The sequence below is a fragment of the Chloroflexia bacterium SDU3-3 genome (assembly GCA_009268125.1).
Taxonomy (GTDB): Bacteria; Chloroflexota; Chloroflexia; order Chloroflexales; family Roseiflexaceae; genus SDU3-3.
In genome coordinates this window covers 236906-257796 of the sequence record WBOU01000006.1, presented here as the reverse complement: position 1 = coordinate 257796, position 20891 = coordinate 236906, and the positions used below count along the sequence as shown (strand labels likewise).

25 protein-coding genes and 1 pseudogene (1 of these 26 cut by a window edge) are annotated in these 20891 nt (G+C 59.9%); 7 read left to right on the top strand and 19 right to left on the bottom strand.

Annotation, left to right across the window (positions count from 1 at the left end; all coding sequences use genetic code 11):
- Positions 1-182, top strand: a pseudogene (locus F8S13_12280) (hypothetical protein); it begins 382 nt to the left of the window's first position.
- Positions 170-1564 carry a beta-glucosidase gene (locus tag F8S13_12275; GenBank protein KAB8143010.1) on the top strand — a complete coding sequence of 465 codons (1395 nt, stop codon included), beginning with the start codon at positions 170-172 and terminating at the stop codon, positions 1562-1564. Before F8S13_12280 ends, F8S13_12275 begins: the two are co-directional and overlap by 13 nt.
- 1240 nt (positions 1565-2804) lie before the next feature.
- On the opposite strand, the gene F8S13_12270 is transcribed toward F8S13_12275, so the two are convergent.
- Complete coding sequence (locus F8S13_12270; protein ID KAB8143009.1) at positions 2805-3401, bottom strand: TetR/AcrR family transcriptional regulator; 597 nt, start codon at positions 3399-3401, stop codon at positions 2805-2807.
- A 106-nt stretch (positions 3402-3507) separates the two neighbouring features.
- Between F8S13_12270 and F8S13_12265 the strand changes: the two genes are divergently transcribed.
- On the top strand, positions 3508-4719 hold the full coding sequence (locus tag F8S13_12265) for an FAD-dependent oxidoreductase (protein KAB8143008.1): 1212 nt from the start codon (positions 3508-3510) through the stop codon (positions 4717-4719).
- A gap of 222 nt (positions 4720-4941) precedes the next feature.
- Here the strand turns inward: F8S13_12265 and F8S13_12260 are convergent, their stop codons facing one another.
- The 3 genes from F8S13_12260 to F8S13_12250 form a co-directional block, all read right to left on the bottom strand.
- The gene (locus F8S13_12260; protein KAB8143007.1) at positions 4942-5253 is read right to left on the bottom strand and encodes a hypothetical protein; all 312 of its coding nucleotides are present in this window, start codon (positions 5251-5253) and stop codon (positions 4942-4944) included.
- 35 nt (positions 5254-5288) lie between these two features.
- Entirely contained in the window at positions 5289-5639 is a 351-nt protein-coding gene (locus F8S13_12255; protein ID KAB8143006.1) for a hypothetical protein, read from the bottom strand.
- 114 nt (positions 5640-5753) lie between these two features.
- Positions 5754-6449 carry a TetR/AcrR family transcriptional regulator gene (locus F8S13_12250; GenBank protein ID KAB8143005.1) on the bottom strand — a complete coding sequence of 232 codons (696 nt, stop codon included), beginning with the start codon at positions 6447-6449 and terminating at the stop codon, positions 5754-5756.
- A gap of 89 nt (positions 6450-6538) precedes the next feature.
- Here F8S13_12250 and F8S13_12245 point away from each other — a divergent pair, with 89 nt between their 5' ends.
- Positions 6539-7183, top strand: coding sequence for a methyltransferase domain-containing protein (locus F8S13_12245; GenBank protein KAB8143149.1), 645 nt, complete (start codon positions 6539-6541; stop codon positions 7181-7183).
- 61 nt (positions 7184-7244) lie between these two features.
- On the opposite strand, the gene F8S13_12240 is transcribed toward F8S13_12245, so the two are convergent.
- Together F8S13_12240 and F8S13_12235 are read right to left on the bottom strand one after the other, a co-directional pair.
- Entirely contained in the window at positions 7245-7904 is a 660-nt protein-coding gene (locus F8S13_12240; protein KAB8143004.1) for a hypothetical protein, read from the bottom strand.
- A gap of 192 nt (positions 7905-8096) precedes the next feature.
- The gene (locus F8S13_12235) at positions 8097-8378 is read right to left on the bottom strand and encodes a GIY-YIG nuclease family protein (protein ID KAB8143003.1); all 282 of its coding nucleotides are present in this window, start codon (positions 8376-8378) and stop codon (positions 8097-8099) included.
- 605 nt (positions 8379-8983) lie between these two features.
- On the opposite strand from F8S13_12235, the gene F8S13_12230 reads away from it, so the two are divergent.
- Both F8S13_12230 and F8S13_12225 read left to right on the top strand, forming a co-directional pair.
- Positions 8984-9586, top strand: a complete 603-nt coding sequence (locus tag F8S13_12230) for a TetR/AcrR family transcriptional regulator (GenBank protein ID KAB8143002.1) — start codon at positions 8984-8986, stop codon at positions 9584-9586.
- 55 nt (positions 9587-9641) lie between these two features.
- Positions 9642-10211 carry a hypothetical protein gene (locus F8S13_12225; GenBank protein KAB8143001.1) on the top strand — a complete coding sequence of 190 codons (570 nt, stop codon included), beginning with the start codon at positions 9642-9644 and terminating at the stop codon, positions 10209-10211.
- 37 nt (positions 10212-10248) lie between these two features.
- On the opposite strand, the gene F8S13_12220 is transcribed toward F8S13_12225, so the two are convergent.
- Genes F8S13_12220 through F8S13_12210 form a run of 3 tightly spaced genes read right to left on the bottom strand, consistent with a single transcriptional unit; the run spans position 10249 to position 12567 of the window.
- Positions 10249-11103 carry a ChbG/HpnK family deacetylase gene (locus F8S13_12220; GenBank protein ID KAB8143000.1) on the bottom strand — a complete coding sequence of 285 codons (855 nt, stop codon included), beginning with the start codon at positions 11101-11103 and terminating at the stop codon, positions 10249-10251.
- Between the two features lie 58 nt (positions 11104-11161).
- Entirely contained in the window at positions 11162-12013 is an 852-nt protein-coding gene (locus F8S13_12215; GenBank protein ID KAB8142999.1) for a hypothetical protein, read from the bottom strand.
- Complete coding sequence (locus F8S13_12210; GenBank protein ID KAB8142998.1) at positions 11974-12567, bottom strand: tyrosine-protein phosphatase; 594 nt, start codon at positions 12565-12567, stop codon at positions 11974-11976. Before F8S13_12210 ends, F8S13_12215 begins: the two co-directional genes overlap by 40 nt.
- 2 nt (positions 12568-12569) lie before the next feature.
- Here F8S13_12210 and F8S13_12205 point away from each other — a divergent pair, with 2 nt between their 5' ends.
- Positions 12570-12947, top strand: a complete 378-nt coding sequence (locus F8S13_12205; GenBank protein KAB8142997.1) for a hypothetical protein — start codon at positions 12570-12572, stop codon at positions 12945-12947.
- Positions 12948-12951: 4 nt separating this feature from the next.
- Here the strand turns inward: F8S13_12205 and F8S13_12200 are convergent, their stop codons facing one another.
- The 10 genes from F8S13_12200 to F8S13_12155 form a co-directional block, all read right to left on the bottom strand.
- Positions 12952-14505, bottom strand: a complete 1554-nt coding sequence (locus F8S13_12200) for a hypothetical protein (protein ID KAB8142996.1) — start codon at positions 14503-14505, stop codon at positions 12952-12954.
- A 389-nt stretch (positions 14506-14894) separates the two neighbouring features.
- Positions 14895-15380 (bottom strand): VOC family protein, encoded by a 486-nt coding sequence (locus tag F8S13_12195; protein ID KAB8142995.1) that lies wholly within the window; start codon positions 15378-15380, stop codon positions 14895-14897.
- Between the two features lie 42 nt (positions 15381-15422).
- Positions 15423-16127, bottom strand: coding sequence for an N-acyl homoserine lactonase family protein (locus tag F8S13_12190; protein ID KAB8142994.1), 705 nt, complete (start codon positions 16125-16127; stop codon positions 15423-15425).
- A 182-nt stretch (positions 16128-16309) separates the two neighbouring features.
- Positions 16310-16879, bottom strand: a complete 570-nt coding sequence (locus F8S13_12185) for a hypothetical protein (protein ID KAB8142993.1) — start codon at positions 16877-16879, stop codon at positions 16310-16312.
- Positions 16880-17158: 279 nt separating this feature from the next.
- Entirely contained in the window at positions 17159-17596 is a 438-nt protein-coding gene (locus F8S13_12180; GenBank protein KAB8142992.1) for a heme-binding protein, read from the bottom strand.
- A 29-nt stretch (positions 17597-17625) separates the two neighbouring features.
- Positions 17626-18063: a VOC family protein gene (locus F8S13_12175; GenBank protein ID KAB8142991.1), complete on the bottom strand. Its 438-nt coding sequence runs from the start codon at positions 18061-18063 to the stop codon at positions 17626-17628.
- Positions 18064-18303: 240 nt separating this feature from the next.
- On the bottom strand, positions 18304-18588 hold the full coding sequence (locus F8S13_12170; GenBank protein ID KAB8142990.1) for a hypothetical protein: 285 nt from the start codon (positions 18586-18588) through the stop codon (positions 18304-18306).
- 63 nt (positions 18589-18651) lie between these two features.
- A complete protein-coding gene (locus F8S13_12165) occupies positions 18652-19017 on the bottom strand; it encodes a hypothetical protein (GenBank protein ID KAB8142989.1) in 366 nt (121 codons plus the stop codon).
- Between the two features lie 62 nt (positions 19018-19079).
- A complete protein-coding gene (locus F8S13_12160) occupies positions 19080-19541 on the bottom strand; it encodes a hypothetical protein (GenBank protein KAB8142988.1) in 462 nt (153 codons plus the stop codon).
- A gap of 446 nt (positions 19542-19987) precedes the next feature.
- A complete protein-coding gene (locus F8S13_12155; GenBank protein ID KAB8142987.1) occupies positions 19988-20707 on the bottom strand; it encodes a hypothetical protein in 720 nt (239 codons plus the stop codon).
- Positions 20708-20891 lie beyond the last annotated feature (184 nt).

Genomic DNA, 20891 nt, shown 5'->3' with positions numbered 1-20891 from the left:
GATCCTGCGTGGTGGTGGAACGATCCTGCGTGGTGGTGGAACGATCCTGCGTGGTGGTGGAACGATCCTGCGTGGTGGTGGAACGATCCTGCGTGGTGGTGGAACGATCCTGCGTGGTGGTGGAACGATCCTGCGTGGTGGTGGAACGATCTGAGCGAAGGGCGGGACAATGGCGATATTGAACGGGGTGGCGGAAGAGCGGGCGACGCGCGAGCTGCGCTTCCCGGAGGGCTTCCTGTGGGGCGTAGCCTCCTCGGCCTTCCAGATCGAGGGCGGGTGGGATGCCGACGGCAAGGGCGAGAGCATCTGGGACCGCTTCGGGCACACGCCGGGGCGCATGCGTGGCGGGGCCACCGGCGATGTGGCCTGCGACCACTACCACCGCCTCGACGAGGATCTCGACCTGATCGCGCGGCTGGGCGTGGGCTGCTACCGCTTCTCGATCGCCTGGCCGCGCCTCTTCCCCAACGGCCACGGCCCCGTCAACCAGCGCGGCGTCGACTTCTACCGCAGGCTGATCGCGGGCCTGCGCGAGCGCGGCATCGTGCCCATGGCCACGCTCTACCACTGGGATCTGCCCCAGGCCCTGCAGGATCGTGGCGGCTGGGCCAACCGCGCCACCGCCTTCCGCTTCGCGGAGTTCGCCGCCGAGTGCTTCCGCCAGTTTGGCCAGGATGTGCCGCTGTGGGCCACACTCAACGAGCCGGCCATCGTGGCCTGGCTGGGCTACGGCGCGGGCGTGAAGGCCCCCGGCGTGCGCCGCCCCTGGCAGCTGCTGGATGTGACCCACCACCTGCTGCTGGCCCATGGCCTAGCCGTGCAGCTGTTCCGCAGCATGGCCCCGCGCACTGCCCCTGACCTGCCGCCCGCCCAGATCGGCGTGGTGCTGAACCCCCAGCCGATCGCGCCGCGCTCGCTGGCCCTGGCCGATGTGTGGGTGGCCAATATGTGGGCGGGCATGTGGAACCGCCTGTACATGGAGCCGCTGTTTCGCGGGCGCTACCCGGCGGATACCCTGGCCCTGATGGCAGCGATGGGCGCGCGCCTGCACGTGCGGCCCTATGACATGGCGCTGATCAGCCAGCCGATCGACTTCCTAGGCCTGAACATCTACACCCGGCTGGTGCTGGGGGCCACGCCGCGCGGCGGCATGCGCGCCGTGGTGCCGCCCGGGCCGCTCACCGCCATGGGCTGGGAGATCTACCCGCGCTGCGTGAGCGATGTGCTGAAGCTGGCCGCCACCTACACCGACATCCCGCTGTACATCGCCGAGAACGGCGCGGCCTTCGAGGATACCCTGGCCCCCGATGGCGGCGTGCAGGACGATGCCCGCATCGCCTACCTGCGCGACCACATCGCCGAGGCCCACCGCGCCATCGCGGCTGGGGTGAACCTCAAGGGCTATTTCGTGTGGTCGCTGATGGACAATATCGAGTGGGAGGACGGCTACGACAAGCGCTTCGGCCTCATTCACGTGGATTTCGCCACGCTCAAGCGCACCTGGAAGGCCAGCGCCGAGTGGTACCGCGCCGTGGCCCTGCGCAACGCGGTGGGTGGGACATAACCGCGAGGTTTTTTACCACGAAGGCGCGAAGACACGAGGTTTTTTACCACCAAGACTCCAAGACACCAAGGAAAGAGGGGGTGGAAGCCAGCTTTACCCACCCGGCCCATGCGGCGAAGGTGCCTCTTGGGTTTTTGATGGCCATATGCATGAACACCAGCCGCTAGGAAACAGCATCGGAATGCTACAAATTGGTGGTTCCAAGAGGGCGATGCCCTTACATGGTGTCACTTTTAGGAGCGGGGCTTCTGGATGCGGCAGCGCGCCCCATCACGCGTGGCAGACCATGTATACCATAAACGATGCGCAAACCCATGATCGTGGTATACCAGCCCACTCCGCCCATGCGGCGAAGGTGCTGCACATGTTTTGATGGCCATATGCACGAACACCAGATGCCTGATTTTGGCATAGGAACGCTTCAAATTGGGGTTCCAAGGGGCAACGCCCCTGGCGGGGTTCCAAGGGCGCGGAGCCTTTGGTGCCGCCCGCACAGGGCAGGCACCACCATCCAAAAACACCCACTATTCCACGAAGGCGCACTCTGGCTCAATCAACCGCAACGCGCCGTTTCGTCAACAATGCCTCAGAAAACCATACAAAGTGACACCTGTTGAGGGGCGATGCCCTTACCTGGTGTCACTTTATATGACGTTTCAAGGCTTTTTTGGCACCCATGCGCGATCGATTGCCGATACACTGCATTGCCGTCATCGCCCCCGACCCGATGTCCGCAATGATTCGCAACGGGTGTAGGGGCGGATCTGGTGTCCGCCCCATCGCGATACGCCGCCCGCATCGAACACCAACCGATGAGAACGGCGCGTGGCGATGTGCTTCACGCCACGTTCATCGCCGCGCATCGCCGTGCACAATGCCCACGGCGCGGGCGGGCACGAGACCCGCCCCTACGCCGATGATTGCATCGCGTACATACCCACCCGCTGCTGGTGGCCCGCATGCTTCGGCACACGGAGCAAAACCGCGTGTCGCATCCCAATGTCCTGTCCAAGAAAAAGACACCTGTTGAGGGCTGGTCCCCTGTGCGCCGCCCGCGTGGGCTATCCACCCACCAATCAAGCGCAACGGCCATGCATGGTGGGTGCGCCAGCGGGCTCGGGCCGACCGAGCAACGCTCCAAGCATTGCCAAAGCGATAGACACACAGAGAGGCCGCCTGAGCTTGGTTTCAGGCGACCTCTTTTTGCTTTTCCACCCGCTCTATTGGTCCTATGCCCCGCTCAGTCGCGCTTGGCCTCACCCGGCTGGCCGCTGCCCATGATCACCCGCATCGCCTCGGCCAGATCGCGCCCCGACGGCGCGTGCTCAGGGTCGATCATCCACTGCACCATCACGCCGCTCATAAGCGCCTGGTAGAGCGAGCCGACCATCCAGGCCTGCTGCGGGTCGCTGACCGGGTCGATCTTGCTGAAGAGCGCGGCTAGGCCCTCGCGCCCCTGCTGCAGGGCGCTGGCCATGAACGTGCGTAGCTCCGGCGCGTGCTCGCTCTGCACGGTGGCCTCAAGCGTGGCCACCCACAGCTGCCGGTGCGCGGCCAGCGACTCGATCACGCGGCTCCAGCCCGCCTCGAACTGCTCCAGCGGCGTGGCCTCGGGGTCGCCGCTGGCGGTGAGCGCACGCGCCATCTCCTCGCCCCACTCGTCGCAGGCCTGGATCATGGCCGCGTTCAGCAGCGCCTCGGTCGAGCCGTAGTGGTAGCCGATCGAGGCTAGGTTGGTGCCGGATGCGGCCACAATGTCGCGGGCGGTGGTGCGGGCATACCCCTTCTCGTAGAGGCAGCGCTTGGCACCCTCAAGCAAATCTTCTCGATGTCCCATGCGACTATTGTATCATAGAAATTCATACAAACGTACTATACATCTGTATTATACAATTGTATAATACAGATGTATAGATTCGCAAAACATCGTAAGGAGCGCCCCAGTGAAGAACAAAAACATCCTGATCTCCGGCGCGAGCATCGCCGGTCTCACGCTGGCCTACTGGCTGCACAAGCACGGCTTCACGCCCACGGTGGTCGAGCGCGCGCCCGCGCCGCGCCTGGGCGGCCAGGCCATCGACCTGCGCGGCACGGGGCGCGATGTGGCCGAGCGCATGGGCATTATGGCCCAGGTGCGGCAGGCCCACACCGGCGCGCGCGGCATGGTCTCGGTCGACAGCTCGGGCAGGCGGCTGGCCAGCATGAGCCCCGCGCTGTTCGGCGACTCCGGCGGCGCGATCGCCGAGATCGAGATCCTGCGCGGCGATCTGGTGCGCATCCTCTACGAGGCCACCCGCGACCGCGTGGAGTGCATCTTCGGCGACTCGATCGCCGAGCTGACCCAGGGCGAGGGTGGTGTCACCGTGCGCTTCGAGCAGGGCACCACGCGCAGCTTCGACCTGGTGGTGGGCGCGGATGGGGTGCACTCCAATGTGCGGCGGCTGGCCTTCGGCCCCGAGGCGCAGTTCGTGCGCGACATGGGGGCCTACGCCGCGATCTTCACCATGCGCGCCCCGCTGGAGCTGGACGGCTGGGAGCTGATGTACGGCATCCCCGCCAGGGGCGGTGGAAAGACGGCGGCGCTGTACCCGCTGGCGCACCGCAGCGAGGCCATCGCGATGTTCCTGTTCTCCTCGCCGTCGCTCGCCTACGACCGCCACGACATAGGCCAGCAGAAGCGGCTGGTGGCGCAGGCCTTCGCGGGGGATGGCTGGGAGGTGCCCGGCATGCTGGCGGCCATGGGCGCTGCGCCCGACTTCTACTTCGACCGCGTCTGCCAGGTGCACATGGAGCGCTGGTCGCGCGGGCGGGCGGTGCTGCTGGGCGACGCGGGCTACTGCGGCTCGCCCATGGGCGGCAACGGCTCTAGCATGGCCATGGTGGGTGCCTATGTGCTGGCGAGCGAGTTGGCGCGGGCGGGCGGCGACCACGCCGGGGCGTTCGCGCGCTACGAGGCCGAGATGCGCCCGTTCGTGGCCAGCTGCCAGAAGTTCGCGCAGGGCAGCGCGGGCTTCCTGCTGCCCCGGTCGCGCGCGCAGCTGTGGATGGTGCACCAGCTGACCCGCATGGTGCCCTACATGCCTTGGAAGGGCCTGATCGCGGCGGACTACCAGAAGACGGTGAACGCCATCAAGCTGAGCGACTATAGCTCATAAGGGGCCGGTGGTTATTGCTATGGCTCTTCCAAATGATTAGTTAGGCATTTTCTGCCCAAGCGTACGGTATCGCCTCCCAGAGCCACCACTCCCAGAAAGCGTGCTCAGCGTCAGGGCTGCGATATAACGCAAGGTCGGGGTCAGAAGAGACGGTCATTGTCTTCCTCTCGCCCGCCGTCTCGTTGCGGTCAATCACCGAGTCTGCGCGATACGCCGCGTCGGTCATCCATCGTCACCATGCAATTCCTCCCCATCCTCTTCCGGCGCGGCGTCGAGGATGGCGTGGTAGAGCGCGGCCTCGCCGGGGCGGATGCGCCAGCTGTCGCCGCGTATCTCACACATGGCGATCAGGCCCAGCAGCTCCTCGGGCGAGGTGGCGCTGAAGTGCCGCCCGTCTCCCGCCGCATCCCACTGCGGCTGGCCACCCACGGTGGCGTAGGTCACGGCATAGCCTTTGGCCACGATGGCGTGCAGGCATGGGATCAGCGTATTTCCGGCCACGCGGACGCGCAGCCTTGGCTCGGGATCCTCCATTGGCCTTCTCCATGGGCGCGGTGGGGGTGCCCTCCCTACCCCCTGCGCGGCACTTGCGCCCAGCGCCGCGCGATCTCGTCGCGCTCCCGCGCGCTCAGGACGTAGCTCTCGGTGTAGCCGCAGCCCCGGCACACGTAGTGGCTGAGCGTGGCCGTGTTGGGCAGCAGCCCGCGCGTCACCACGATCAGGCTGGCGCTGTCGGCATCTAGCTCGCGGTCGGTGAAGACCTCGGCGGAGCCGCAGTGCGGGCAGGTGCCGCGCCGCAGGCTGGAGAGCGCGGTGAGCCGCCGGGTCACGCCGGTGAACGGGGCGTAGATCGCCTCGCCGCAGTGCGGGCAGAACGCGGCTGGATCGGGCATGGGCTGCTCGCAGGCGGGACAGTTCATCGGTTCGGCCTTTCAGATCTTAGGTGTATGGCACCCCAACAGTGATGATACGCGCCCGCCGCCGTGGGGTTTCGCGGCGCTGTGTCGCTCTTGGTAGGCGGGCCTCTGCTCCTGCTAGGATGGGCGCATCAGCTCGCGCGGTAGGTGAAGCGCCTCCTCTAGGCCTGGGGCCACGAGCTGCACAAACATCTCGTTCATCTCACTTGGCGTGTGCGCCATACCGTGGTCAAGCCACCATGTGATCAGGTGCACAATGGTCCCGGCCACATACTCGGCGATCAGCGAGATGGGCATGGGCGGGACGTGCGAGCTTGGCATCAGGTCCTCCAGGTGCTGCTCAATATTGTGCCGCAGGCGATCTTGCCCTTTTGCGTATACCAGGGCGATGCTGCCGCCCTTCACCAGCGCATTGTATAGGGCGTGGTGCGCGTGCACATGCTCAAACAGGATGGTGAGGTCGATGCGCTCATGGGCGCTCCCATGGTCTGCCCGGCGAATATGCTCGCGCAGCCGGTCCAGCCCATGGTTTACATAGCTCTCAAACAGGTCGTCTTTATCCAGATAGTGCGCGTAGAACGTCGACCGCCCGATGTTGGCCCGGTCGATGATGTCCTGGATGGTGATCTCGCTGTAGCGTTTCTCCTGTATCAGCGCCACCAGCGCGTCGCTCAGCAGCTGCCTGGTGCGCTGCGAGCGTCGATCCGCTTTGGTATTTTTCACATGCTCCCCCTGCCGATGATGAACAATCTGCGCCGCTATGTTTGATACTGGACACTTTGGCCCGATTGCGTGTAGACGCCATCGCCGCAGTCATCTAGATTAGATATCGAACACTCTGTTCATTATGACACAGTTCGTTAGAAAAGGGAGGGGCACTCATGGTTCACAAGCACGCTGTAGTGGAGAACACCCGGTCACCCAAAACGCAGGGACATGTGCTGCACTGGGCACGTTTCTACGACCCCGTCACCAGCCTGCTCACGCTGGGAAACCGCGCCCGGCTGCGGCGGGAGACTATCGGGCTGGCCGAGATACCTCCGGGGGCGGCGGTGCTGGAGGTGGGCTGTGGGACCGGCGATGTCGCGCTGGCCGCGCGGCGGCATATGGGTGCGACGGGCCGGGTCTGCGGCATCGACCCCGCGCCTGAGATGATCGCGTTCGCCCGACAGAAGGCGGCGCGCGAGCGTGCGGATGTGGATTTTCAGATCGGTGTGATCGAGTCGCTCCCGTTCCCCTCGGACAGCTTCGATGTGGTGCTCAGCAGCCTGATGATGCACCACCTGCCGCACCAGCTCAAGCAGCAGGGCATGGCCGAGATCCTGCGCGTGCTGCGACCCGGCGGACGCGTGCTGATCGTCGATGTGCGGCGTCCGCCACACTGGCTCGGCCATGTGCTAGCGCAGCTCTTTCATCACGCGGCGGTGGAGGAGAGCGTCGAGGATCTACCCGTGCTGCTCCGGGCGGCTGGCTTCACAGAGATGCGCGGCGGCTCGCTGCGGCTGCGCGCGCTAGGCTTTGCCAGTGCCCAGAAGCCGCTATTGTGACTTGGTGCGGAGACAATCCTAAGTCTCAGCGCCCTGCCGTGCGACAAGTAATGGTTTGCGGTTACGCATAGTGTTGTCTACGGTGCAGATGGTTTTGTATGGCCACGGCTGCCCTCGCCGCCGCATACCCAACGATCCCGCCTGCGACCAGCGCCACCGGCAGCCACGTGCCGAGCTGCGGTAGGAGCGTCGTGCGCAAGAAGGACGCCCAGCTGGCCGCAAACTGCGGCGTGTGCCGATTGATTAGTTGCAGATCACCGAGCTGCGGTAGGCCTGGGACGGCGGCGAGAAATGCGTAGTAGCCATAGTACACGATGATCGCGCTCGACCATGAGAGGCTCACGAGCAGGGCGATAGCTTTGGCGCTGCTCTGCCGCTGTACCCCAAAGAAAACGACAATAGCGGCTGGCAGCAGCCAGATCCCGTAGATAGCGATAAGGTTGGCGGCGAGCGGCATCTGACTCACATGAAAAAGCGCGGGGACGTACCAGTCAAACACGCCGAACGCGCAGCCCGCCCCAAGGGCAAGCGCGATGAGATCGCGGCGATGCATAGCGGCCTCTTCAGATATGCGCAGATGCGTCTCTGCTCGTTCAAGATACCAAACCCACACCGTATACTTGCCCGCGTGGCGATCAGCGAGCCGCATGATGGCACACGATGTCACGCAATGCGCTTCGCTGCGGGCGGACACCAGATCCGCCCCTACGGCGATGATCATGCACTGCCTGCATCGCACACTGCGCACGTTGTTGGGATCGAGTAAGATGCTTTCACTCTTGGTCCTCAGGCAGCGGGTACCATGCGCTCGGGGCGATCTGGGCCAGCCAGCGCCGCAGGAATGCCTGCTCGTGGGTCGTCTCGTGCTGGGCGTGGGTGTCAAACTGGTGCGTGAGAATGGCTATTCATCAGTTTACGGTTTGTATTTTGGTCGTTGATTATACCCGATAGTGGGATTATTTGAACGAAACAATAAGATGAATTCTATCTCTTTCTGATTTACTTCTTGAATTGATGCAACTTCTGATTCCCAAAGGATTTGCTTGCGTATGGTGAAATCACGTTGCTGCTCTGGGCTGAAATCTTGAGCGACAAGCCGATTGCTGACGCTTCCAAAGTATGTTAGTGTATTAGTGATATCTTGACCTATATAAATTTTTCCATTAGGATATGTGATTTTATAGATTACTTTCATATTTTTATCTGGTGTATGTTTTTAAGTATTGATGGCAAGAATAGTTGCACCGATGCGCTCTATTTCTAGAGCTTTATAGTTAGAAAAAAACACTCACACTATATGCCGGAGTAGAGTAGGTTTAGGTGCCGATCAACCAAGTAGCATAATTTGCGAATGTTAGGCTTCCGAAAGACATATTTGGGGGAGTAGTAATGCATTGACGCCGATCTGCTCCACTCATATGCTTGATACTATGCTGTTCCATAAAGTATAGCAACAGAGCTTTGTCCAGGCAAATGCTGCAAGCACCGCCCCGCCGTCTAGCTCTATGGTGATTAGCGGGGCATTGTACCTTGCTACCGCTGCGGCAGGAACCAGTGGATATGCCCGCACTGAATGCACACGCAGCAGATCGCCGATGCGTTCGCCCACGCGAAGTTGAAGATCGAGCCTGAGCCGGATTTGGACAGGGTGCTGACTTTCTCTACAATGCCTATGCGGCTATTCGGCGCTGTGCCAGTCATTATGGATGGAGCGAGTTGATACGAACCTGTTGCAAATCCCCAGGTTTTCTCATAAATACCTGCTTGACATTCTACCTACTAGATGGTAGAATTGCGCCCATGGTGCTTATTGACGAGGTGGCTTTCGTGGAATCGCATGGCACAACGCAGCAGACTATTCTCGCCTCGGCTCTGTCCCTGATGCAGCGCTGTGGCTACCACGCCTTTAGCTATGCCGATATTGCCGACCAGATCGGCATTCGTAAGGCCAGCATCCATTACTATTTCCCCAGCAAGCAGGATCTTGCTCAGGCGGTGGTCGCCCACTATCGTGCGACTGCGCGGGCTGGGCTGGCGCAGCTTCAGCACGCCGTCCAAGATCCTGCGCAGCAGCTGGAGGCCTATATCGCTTATTTTGGAGAGGAGGTGGAAGGCCAGCCACGCATCTGCCTGTGCGCGCTGCTCGCTGCGGAAATGCTGACGCTCCCGGAGCCGGTGCGCGCCGAGGTGCGGGGCTACTACCAAGAGCATGAGGCATGGCTCGCCGCCGTGCTCGAGTCGGGGCAGCAGCAGGGGCGGCTGCATTTCAACGGGGCGGCGTCGATTGCGGCGCAGACGCTGCTGGCCGCCCTGGAGGGCGCGATGCTTGCGGCGCGGACGTATGGCCAGCGCGAGCGCTACCTGCAGATCGGTGCGCATGTGCTTCAGCAGTATCGGGGCTAACGGCTCTTTTTTTACCCAAAATCTACCTACTAGTAGGTAAAATTAGGAGGATATCATGACCACAGCTGCATCTTTGAAGGCCTTCCCACAGCAGGGCCTGCGCAATCTCTACTTCGTCCGCGCGATCTTCTCCGCGATCTGGGTCACGCTCATGTTCATGGTGGGCGTCTCCAGGCCGCAGGTCGGCGCGTGGCTGCTGGTGATCTACCCGGCGTGGGATGTGCTGGCCACCCTGATCGAGCTGCGGGTGCAGGCCGACACGCGCGCCCAGCTGGCGTTCTACCTCAACCTTGCCAGCAGCGTGCTTGCGACCATCGCGTTTGGCGCAGCGCTCTACGCCGATCTCCCCACCCGCATCATCCTGTTTGGCATCTGGGCGCTGGCCGCAGGTCTGATTCAGCTGTCCATCGGGCTTATCCGGCGGCGTCAGATGAGCGGGCAGTGGGCGATCATTCTGAGCGGCGCCCAGTCAAGCCTTGCGGGGATCACGTTTATCCTGATGGCGCGCTCGACTGATATGGGGCTGCAAACGCTGGCCGGATACTCGGCGGTGGGCGCGGTCTACTTCCTGATCTCCGCCATCCGCCTGACGCTCCAGGCGAGGAGCGCCGCCAGGGCGGCCTAGCCCGCAGGCGAGGGAAGGAGTAGGCCATACAATCGGGCTACCGCGCACCCCATGCTGCCTGGAGCGCGCGGTAGTCCAGCAGGATGATCCCCTCCTCCTGCACGATCTCCCGCGCCGCATGCGACATCAGAAAATCGTAGTCGCTCTCGCGCACGTGCTTGGTGTCGCCCTCGATGGCCAGCAGCTCGGGGGTGTGCAGGCCGGGGTGGATGGCCCACTCGCTCAGGCCCTCGGGCAGCTCGCGCAGCAGCCGCTCGTACTGCGCCGGTTTGTCGTGCAGATCCATCATGTAGCTATCCAGGAAGTCGTAGTCGGCGCAGGGCAGCCCCAGGGCGCGCACGGCCTCGGTCCAGGCCCGCCCGCGCACGCGCAGCGCCAGCCCGTAGGCCCTGGCCAGCCGCACCAGCAGGTCGGCGATGTCCGCCCGCTCGCCGATGCGCAGCGCGTGCCAGTCCAGGTGGGTGGGCCGCAGCCCAGCGGCCAGCACGGCCTCGATCTGCGCTCGCCACTCCAGCTCTAGCTGGTCGAGCCGCACCTGGGCCAGGAATGCGGGCATCTCCTCGAAGCGGGGGAAGCGGCCCGCCCCATCGACCAGCGTGGGCACCTTCTCGCGGGGCGCGAGCGGCCCCCAGCGGTAGTGCGGCCACTCGGCGATGGCGGTTAGGTGGATACCGAAGGGCACGCCGGGGTGCGCGGCGAGGAACTGCATGGCGTGCGCGGCCCAGGGGCAGGGCACCATCAGCGTGGCCGAGCGCAGCAGGCCGCCCTGGAGCGCGCGGAAGACGGCCTCGTTCACCGCGTGGCACATGCCGAAGTCGTCGGCGTTGATGATCAGCAGGCGCGCGTCGTCGGGGTAGCCGAGCATGCGGCTGGTCTGGCGTGGGTGGGGCATGGGCGCTCCAGTTCATGTGAGTATTGGGAGGAGGCTGTATTTCTGCTGCACAATTTTGTTAGGTGTTGGCTCCATGTCTGCGCTTCACCACAATCAGCAGATAGAGCAGTGCCTCAGCGAGTGTGCTGTGTTGGACCTCAGCCCAGGTGGGCAGTGGGGCACGCTGGGGGATGCGGCACCGCGTGACGTAACTCTGCGGCGTAGGCTCGATGCAAATTTCACCGTTTTGCGTGTTGCGGCGGCGGATGACCATGTGCGCTGGGTGAGGCTCGGCCTCAAGCCCATCGCTTAGCCCGTAGGCCTCCATGGCGTGAATAAAGGTGCGCAGCACGGCGGCTCGCTCACGCTCATATGGGCGGCCCGAGCGCTCTAGCTGCTCATACCAGCGCAGTGGTGCGATATCGGCTGGCGGCATGGGCGCGAGGGGGACGCGGCTGGACTCGGGGATAGCTGTATTGCGCCAGATGCGTTCGGCGATGGCGCGATCCCCCACGGCCTCCGCCGCCCATTCGAGCGGGGTGTAGCGTGCGGCAAGCAAGGCGGGCGCAGGCTGCTGCCTTGGGGCCTTTAGCGCGTGGTGGATGAAGGCAAGCGCGTCCTCCAGGCTGGGCGTGTAGGATGCGATCTCCCCGCTGGGCCAGCCCGTCTCATCGGGGTGGCCGCCTGTTGCGAGCCGATAGCTGCCATCCCACGCGCTGATGTGTATGCCGTGATTGTCGGGGCGGTAGAGCGTGAGCTCGCCCATCTGCACATAGGCATTCGCCTGAAGATCCGGTGGCAGCCGCCGCAGCCCCGCGATGAGCGCGGCCATCATCTGCGTGTTTGCAAAGAAAGCCGCGTCAGCTGCGGGATCTGGCGTGAAGCACTGATCTAGCGACTGGCCCTCTCGGTTGCGCACATGGATCTGCACGTGGTGCTCCTCATGATGTTGGCTCGCACGCGCCCAATGTCCAGCCGCTGGAAGTATGCGGTCAGTCTGCCGATCCCATCGAGGGCCTGGCGTATCCGTCGCCCCTGCACATCGCCATCGCTCAGCAGGTACTCCTCGATAATGACATGATCGGGGATCTCCAGCAGCCGCAGGAGCGCCGCGACCACCACGCCAGTGCGGTCGCGGCCAGCCGTGCAGTGGATGAGGACGGGGTAGGCGAGCTGGGGGTTAGCAAACACGCGCATCACCTGGTTCAGCCACTGGCGCACCTCGGGCCGCTGGGTCGCGTACGTCTCATAGTGGTCGCGGGTTGGGATGTGGTAGGCCGCAGCGCCAAAGCTGCTCGGGTCGGGGCTGCGGCGCAGGTTGATGATCGTGGCCGGGGCGTGGATGTCCTCCGGCGAGAAGATCGCGTCGAGCTTGCCCGCGCGGTAGAGCCGCTGCTCAGGCAGCAGCGGCTGCCCGACGATGAGGTTGACAAACGCGCCGACATCGCGCAGGTTTGGGCATGTTTGGGATTCATCGAGCGGCATAGGTGTACCAGGTGCTTGAGGAGAGGGAAATGATGCCTCAGCCGCCTATAGTATACGTGATGTCATCCGTCTTGGAAAGCCTCGAACCGTGGCTTGCACAGCTGCTGCTCGATTTCGATGTGGTTGCGCGACACCACTTCACCCATCTCGTGACGGGGATCATCGAGCAGCAGCGACTGCTGTTCCGCCAGATAGAGGCGGCCAGTCCGTTCCAGTCAGAAGCAGTGAGTAATTTCATCCAGGTCCAGCGGATCATCCGCAATACCCGCCTGATACTGGAACAGATCTACTACTGCAACTCCTGGCTCAATCTCCTGCGACCCACACCCATCTGGCGATTGATTAGACGCCATGCCGATTTGTATAACATAGTTAGTTGATTTTTTAGGCAGTAAGTTGATCTGTAAATTCGTCCTGCTCGAAATCACTGCCAAGAGATAGATTTCTTTCAATGACCCGTTTCACTCTTTGATCGACTATAGAATATTCATGTGCAGGTTTGCCACCTGATCCACCCTCTGCTGCTCTGGTCCCTGTCTGGGCGACTATACCTGCATCAGTCCAGACGATAATTCTATTACGTGCTGTGTCATCATTAATTCTAAATGTTAATTGTACGTCTCGATTGATGAAGTTTACCTTACTTAATCTTTTAATTTGCTGAAGGTGTTTTCTTTCAAACACTCTCCTAATTGTGTCAACTGTATATTTATCCAAGGCTCTATTGATTGTTTCAGTTGTTAAGAGAGTAGGTTCTAATGAATTGTTATATTCATCATCATGTTCTCGAATTATTGTATCCATAATTCTAATAAGTTCTCTAGGGGATTTCATGGAAAGACGTATAATATGGTTAAGGATAGAGTTTGTGTTGACTGATGTTTGGCATAATTGTGAAAATTCCTGAATTTTGCCATCAGAAAAATATCTAAGACGTTTTTCAATTAGTTCCCGTAGATAATTATCTTCCCATTTTATAAATGCGTTGGCTATTTTATCTAAGCGAATTTTTTGATCACTAGAATAAGGCTTTTCTAATAAATCCCATAAAAAGAACAACCAACCAAATCCTTCTACCTCAAGAAGTTGCGTACTTGATAAGATAGGATATAGCAAACTTGCAGTTGATACTGCAGAGTTGTTTGTTACAGTTGTTTCATCTGCTTTATCAACTAATACTGTTACACCTGTGAATCCAAAAGTTCGAGCAAAGCGAACAAATTTTAGAAGAATGGCTCTTGCATATACAGCATTATTCCATTCGCTTGAGCCTCTTTTTAAAAGATCACTCAATGGCTGTGCAATATCGACATCAATCTCAGTTTGTTTTTTTGTAATCCCTTGAGCGATATTTGCAATAATCTTAACAATATCGTTCCACCGAGAACTTACCCAAACACCACCTCTTTTGTACCAAGCTTGATCCAAAAGTTTGAGAGGTTCTGAAATGGTTGAATTACGTACTAACTCAGGTAATATCAAATAATAGTTCTTCACTAGTTCAATTGCATTAGCTTCTTCTTCTTTATTTAGTACCTCAAGATATATCTTCCGTTCGTCTTCGCTAAGTTCAGCCAGCCATAATAGGATTGATTCGACCACTAAATATCCAATTTCAGATACAAAACTACCTAAATCAACTTTATTTAATCCTTTGTCTAATATTCTGCTAAAATCATCAAGAATAATGACGAGAGGGGTACTCTTGTTGCTCATCCTTGATGCTATTGCATTCTTATAATACGCTAATCTTGTCGCACTCTTCCCCGCTCCTCGTGCTCCAAATAAGATTAAAGACTGAGAATTGTTTCCACGATCTAATACCGTACTATAATACTGAGGTCGGATAAAATAATACTCTATTTCTGGTTCATTTTCTGCAACATAACTTGCAAAGGGATTCCCCTTTAGGCCAAGAAACTCAATAAGAGTTGTCATAATGGATGCACTCCTTAAAAGTTTGTAAATAGTCTCTAATTCGATAAAATAGCAGTGCAGTATTATCTTAAACTGTAGTATACACTACTAGGCAATAGTTGTCAGGTGAAATTTACTGATCCTGTCTACACATCGTTGGTGAGCCGGGAAACGGTTGGTGCTCAGTGGCAGTTTGAACCCTACAACGATACAATGTATCTTGTATAGAGTATAATCAGAAATAGAGTTTATGTTATGTAAACATATGAGAATTCGCGTATACCTACCCTCTACCCACACAGTCGAAGGCTGGCAGACGCTCGAAAGTGTCGCCCAACAGGGAGCGCCGCCCAGCCACATCGCTGGCTGGGCGGCGCTCTCGTTGGGCGGTCACTGCGCGAGCTGCTCCATCACCCTCGCCGCGCGGCCTCGATCGTGGCGATGTCGATCTTGCCCATCGTCATCATGGCGTCGAACGCGCGCTTGGCGGCCTCGCGGTCAGGGTCGGCGAGCGCATCGGTCAGCGCCAGCGGCGTGATCTGCCACGAGAGGCCCCAGCGGTCGCGGCACCAGCCGCACGCGCTCTCCTCGCCGCCGTTCCCCACGATCGCATCCCAGTACCTATCTGTCTCGGCCTGGTCGTCGGTGCGGACTTGGAACGAGAAGGCCTCGCTGTGCTTGAACTCGGGGCCGCCGTTCAGCCCGATGCAGGGGATGCCCAGCACGGTGAACTCGACCGTCAGCACGTCGCCCTGCTTGCCCGAGGGGAAGTCGCCTGGGGCGCGGTGCACTGCCGTCACCGCCGAGTCGGGGAAGGTTGCGGCGTAGAAGCGCGCGGCCTCCTCCGCGCCCCCGTCGTACCACAGGCAGATCGTGTTCTTTGCCGTCTTTGCCATGGTTGCTCTCCCTCTCTCCCGCGTGTCTGCGGGTGCTCTTCCCTAGTCGTAAAATGCTGGCGCTTTCCTGAGCGCCCGCCACTGCTCGATGTCGTGCCCGAAGATCACTAGCTCGACATGCTCGCGCTCGGCCAAGTCGAGCAGCTTGAGCATGCTGGCGCGGGTCGCCTCGGCGTCGGGGTTGCCCGCGTCGCCCTGCGCGTCGCGGCGGAAGCCCTCGCGGAAGGGTACGGCGTCGACCGTCAGCAGCACCGCGCCAGTCTCGGGCAGCCGCACCAGCACCGACTGGTGCCCCGGCACGTGCCCGCTGGTCTCGATCAGCTCCAGCCCCGGCAGCAGCTCGGTGTCGCCATCCACCAGCTGGATGCGATCCAGCGGCTGGTCCCACTGGGGGCGAAGGGCCGCGAAGCGCGGGTTGGTGGCCGCATCCTCGTGGTGCAGGCGCTGCACCACGTAGCGCGCCCTGGCGAAGGCCGCGTGCCGCCCGGCGTGGTCGATGTCGTAGTGGGTCGAGATGACGGTGTCGATGTCGTCCGGCGTCAGGCCGAGGTCGGCCAGCTGCGCGATGACGTCCCGCCCGTTCGCGAAGTCCGAGGCCTCCTCGGGGATGGTCTCGGGGAGGCCGGTGTCGATCAGGATGTTTCTGCCGTCATCGGTCTGCGCCAGATAGCAGACGATCGGGATGTGGTACTCCGGCATCACCCCAACCTCCATCAGATACAGACGCCTCACGATCGTGTGGCCCATCGTCCCCTCCTCGGTATGGTTGCAGGGCGGCCCGCGCCCGCAAGCTCGGCTTCCCATCGCGCGGTCGGCAGGGGCATTATAGCATGGAGTGAAACGTTTGTGCTAGTGGCATCTGGGTGCAGATGGGATTACGCAGAGCCGCCCAACGACGCGATCTTGGGCATGCTACCGCTTCGCGGGGCCTAGGGCAAGGGCCGGAAGAGGGTGATTGCGAGATCAAAGCGGTCGAGGCTGAACATGCCGTCGTCGCACGGATTAGCCGCCCAGCGCAGCTCGGCTGGGTAGCCCCAGCGCTCGTCGTAGCGCACCCGCTCCATGGTGGGCTGCCAACATGTGGGGTAGCGCGCCACACCAAGGCGCTCAAGCGCCCACCGTGCGAGCGGCGAGCGGCGCTTGAGCACGCCTGCGATAGGCTGCGCTGACGCGTAGGTCTCATCGACCCGCTGAAACAGCTGCTCAACAGGCAGCACGCGGGCGAGCGTCTGCAGCGATACATCGGGTATTGGCTGCGCGGCGGCGATGGGGGTGATGCTGACGATCTGCTGCCGCTGGACCTCGGCGCGAAATGTCCCCGACACCTCATCGCCGGAGATCGTGAAATCCAGCTGGTAGTGCTGGGGCGCGTGCTGCCACTTGGCCTTGGCCTGCGCAAGCTCCTGCTGGTCGGCGTGCCACACCGCAGCTACGGCCCAGGCGCAGGCGGCACAGCACATGCCTACGGCCAGCACCACAATCCACCAGCGACGCGACATATGCCCTCCAAAACAATTGCACGATTCGCCCAAACGCGAACGTTTGGCCACATCCATAGCGCTAGCTCTACGAGAGTAGATTGTAGCCTGATGTGCACCGCTTGGAATGGCGGGGACGTGAGAGCTTGGTGATAGGTATCTGGCCCAACGCCATGCGTTTCACCCAAACGGGGATTCACATAATCGTGAAAGCACCAGCACCATAGGCCTCCCCAATAGGCGCTGTGTTGAGCAGCTTGACCAGATAGAGGAGAATCTTCTCGCTATTCTCCAGCGCTACTACTCATCGCTTCTCGCGCCGGTGAGTGCGGTAAATCCCGCCGCTTGGATGCCGACAACCGCGCAGATCTCATCGTTATCGCCAAAATCGCCTGATATGCCGACCCCGCCCACCACCTCGCTCTTCGCGTCGAGGATCAGCACCCCGCCCGGCGAGGGGATGATGCGGCCTTGCGTCGCGGCGGCGATGGCGGTGATGAACGTGGCACCGCGCTCCAGCAGCTCGCGCGTCCCAAACCCCATGCCCAGCGCGCCCCAGGCCTTGCCGTAGGCGATATCGAAGCGGGCAAAGCCCGCGCCATCATCCCGCTTGAAGGCGATCATATGCCCGCCTGGGTCGAGCACGGCGACGGCCAAGGGCGCGAAGCCCTGCCTGCGCCCCTCCGCGAGCGCGGCGTCGATAATCGCGTTGGCCTGTGCCAGCTGGAGCGTGGTCATCGGTTGTCCTTTTTGTTCAAGATGTGTCTCTACCCCAGTTGCTCGGCCAGCCCGATCAGCAGGCCCTCGGGGCCGCGAATGTAGCAGAGCCGATAAGCCTGCTCGTACTGCACCACCTCGCCCACAAGCTGCGCACCGTGCGGTCGCAGCCGCGCCAGCGTGTTGTCCAGGTCGTCCACCGCGAACATGACACGCAGATAGCCCAGCGCGTTCACCGGCGCGCTGCGGTGGTCGGCGACCACCGGCGGGGCGATGAAGCGCGACAGCTCAAGGCGGTTGTGGCCGTCGGGGGTGGCCATCATGGCGATCTCGACGCGCTGGTCGCCAAGCCCGGTGACGCGCCCGGCCCACTCGCCCTCGATGGTGGCGCGGCCCTCAAGGCGCATGCCAAGCTCGCCGAAGAACGCGATGGCGGCATCCAGCGACTCCACCACGATGCCGACGTTGTCCATCCGCATGATCGCCATACCCAGCTCCTCTCGCTTTTGGCCTGCGCTGCTTGCCTGCCTGCGTATGATAGCGCATCGTTGGGCTTTGCGCTATGGCCTATGCGTTCTTGATTCACCAGAGACTCTTTACCACGAAGACGCGAAGGCTCGAAGGTTCTAAACTTTTCTCGTGTCTTTGCGTCTTCGTGGTTATTGGTTCCCTTGGTGCCTTGGAGTCTTGGTGGTAAAAGCATCGGCGCTCTGTCGAGAATGAAGCCCCTAGATGCGCGAAAAGTAGCGTAGCGCATCCTCCTCGCCCACCGGGCCACGCAGCCTGGGCAGGCACGCGGCGCGGAAGTCTGCGAGCATGTCGGCTGGCAGGGTCAGATCGTAGTCGCCTTGATCTAGCTCCTCTCGGTCGCTCTGCACCGCGCGAAACCGCAGGTACCACTTGCGCTGCGGCGGGGCGACGCCGATGCGGACAAAGTCGTCGGCGGGGGTGCCACGGCGGATGGCCTGCGGCGACTGGATGATCTGGATGAGGTCGGCGAAAGTGATTTGCACCTTGTGGAAATGCAGGCCGTCGTGCTGCAGCCAGTCATATCATTAACTGAGTGGGGAAGGTGTTTAAGCGCATCCATGCCAGTGCAACGTTCCCCAGAGCAATTCTGAGGCGCGGATGTATTCGTCGCGCATCTCCTCAGGCAACATCTGCGGATTTGGGATAAAGTAGAACCATGGCAGGCCGTCCTGTGCAAGCTGTAGCTCGTCAGGCTCATACCAATCGCAATCGCCCAGCACACCAAGCCGTGCACAGTGCCCAAAGTGGCAGCCACAGCGGCTGGTGGCAACAAATTCCTGTGCTTGATATGCGACCTGTAGATTTGGATAAAGACCTTCGGCAACCCACCCACCAGCCGCACGCCAGTGAAAGCAGTAGATCTGCGGGCAGATAGTGGATGATGGTTTCTTGAAACTATTCCAATGATTCATACTCATTCGTAGCAAGCCTCCAGAACGGAGGCGATGATATGTCTACCGTGATGGTACTCTGATTAGCCGATAATGCCTGCGTATACAGAAATACATGCGCATATATATGATAGACCTGCGATAGTGAGCCAGACTACACTCTTCTCTTCTTGTAGTTTCTGAGAAAGCACAAATGTTGGTACGCCTGTGGCAGTCATCATGCGGAATGCTGTGCTCGATAGAGAGATGGGGCGCGGCGGTAATTGCTGCATATGCTGAAAGAAGATGAAAGAAATAGCAGCAAGCCAGAAATATAGCCAAACAAGCAGAGGTGCAGGATTCTTTTTGATGGCGCCCCAGATAGGAAGGATGTTTTGAGAAAAGATAGATACCCAATAGATAGTTGGTAAAAGAAATATGGCAAGCGATAGCCAAGATGGAATCTGATTTAGCTGGCTAGTGGGGGTCTGTATAAGCAGCCAGAACCCTGCAAATGGAATGAGAATCCCGGCTGCCAGAAGCCAAAATTCGCGATTCAGTTTCACCGATAGACCCCTTCTAGAATAACGAGCGACAATGGATGTCTATATACGGCCCTAGCGGCACCATGTTTCAGCGGGATGTCATTACGTTCATGATGAGCTGCCATGCAATAGCTGTCGGGCATCCACCCCGCCTCACCCCAGCGGCGTGAGGCGGGCCGACTGGGCCAGGGCGTGCATCTGCTGGCGGGTGAACTGGGCCACGCCCAGAGCGGTAGCGTTTGCAGACATGGCCAAGAACAAATATGCCAGCAGATGTGTCGTAGGCGCTGAGCGGCATGGTGGGTGTCCTTTCCTGATTATAGACATGGTGCAAGATCCCGTAGAGCACGCTAGGCCGCGATATCTATTAGTGATTTCACGCTCAAAAACCCTCTCTTTTCCACTTGTTATCGTGTACGTGACCATTTTGAGGGATGATGCAAAAACCCCGATTTGGCTTTGGACCACTACCAATCAGTATCCAGCCTCGGCAGTATTTCCTTAAGTTGATCGATTCCCGCTTTGCTTACTGCTGTATCACTGATGGTAAGCCATTCGAGCTTGTGTAGGGTAGTAAGGTGTTTTAACCCGGCATCGGTGATCGCTGTCCCATCCAAATATAATGCATAGATTTCGGTCAGGCCTTGGAGGTGAATCAGGCCTGTATCTGTAATCTGTGTGTGCGAAAGCATTAATGAATCCATCTTCTTCAAGGCAACCAGATGAGTGAGGCCGGTATCTGTGATTTGGGTGTGGGCGAGACGGAGGTGTCTAAGTTTTGATAGATGTGCGAGCAATGCCAATCCTTGGTCTGTAATTCGTGTCCGTGAAAGACCGAGGAGTTTCAGGTTTGAGAGAGCACGAAGATAGGCTAATCCCCGATCTGTGATACGGGTTCCATCCAAATGGAGATGCGTAAGCGATGTTATCCCCCGCAGGGAGCGCAATCCCGCATTACCAATCTGTGTATTATACAGCGCCAACCATTCAAGCTGCGGCATTTGCGCTACAAATTTCATGGCCTTGTTTGAGATGTTGGTATTGCCTAGGTTAAGCCATTTGATCGGTGAGAGCACGCTGAGTTGAGCGATCTGATCATCGGTTATAGCAGTATCTTGGAGTTCAATATTCGTTGTAATCTGCCCGCCAAGGGCGGTAATTGTGGAAATAGTGTTAAGTGCGTTCATCTGTTCATTCTGCTAATGCAGAAGTGCAGTGCAGCGATCGCTACGACTGCCTAGATTGTTGAGGTGGCGCTAGGATTGCGGGTAAGAAATAGGTTGCTGTTGCCTGACAGCATGTCGCGCTTTCTACTCTTGCCGCCGCGCGCCTACGCTGATTATACGCCGCTGCGCAATACCCAACGACCCC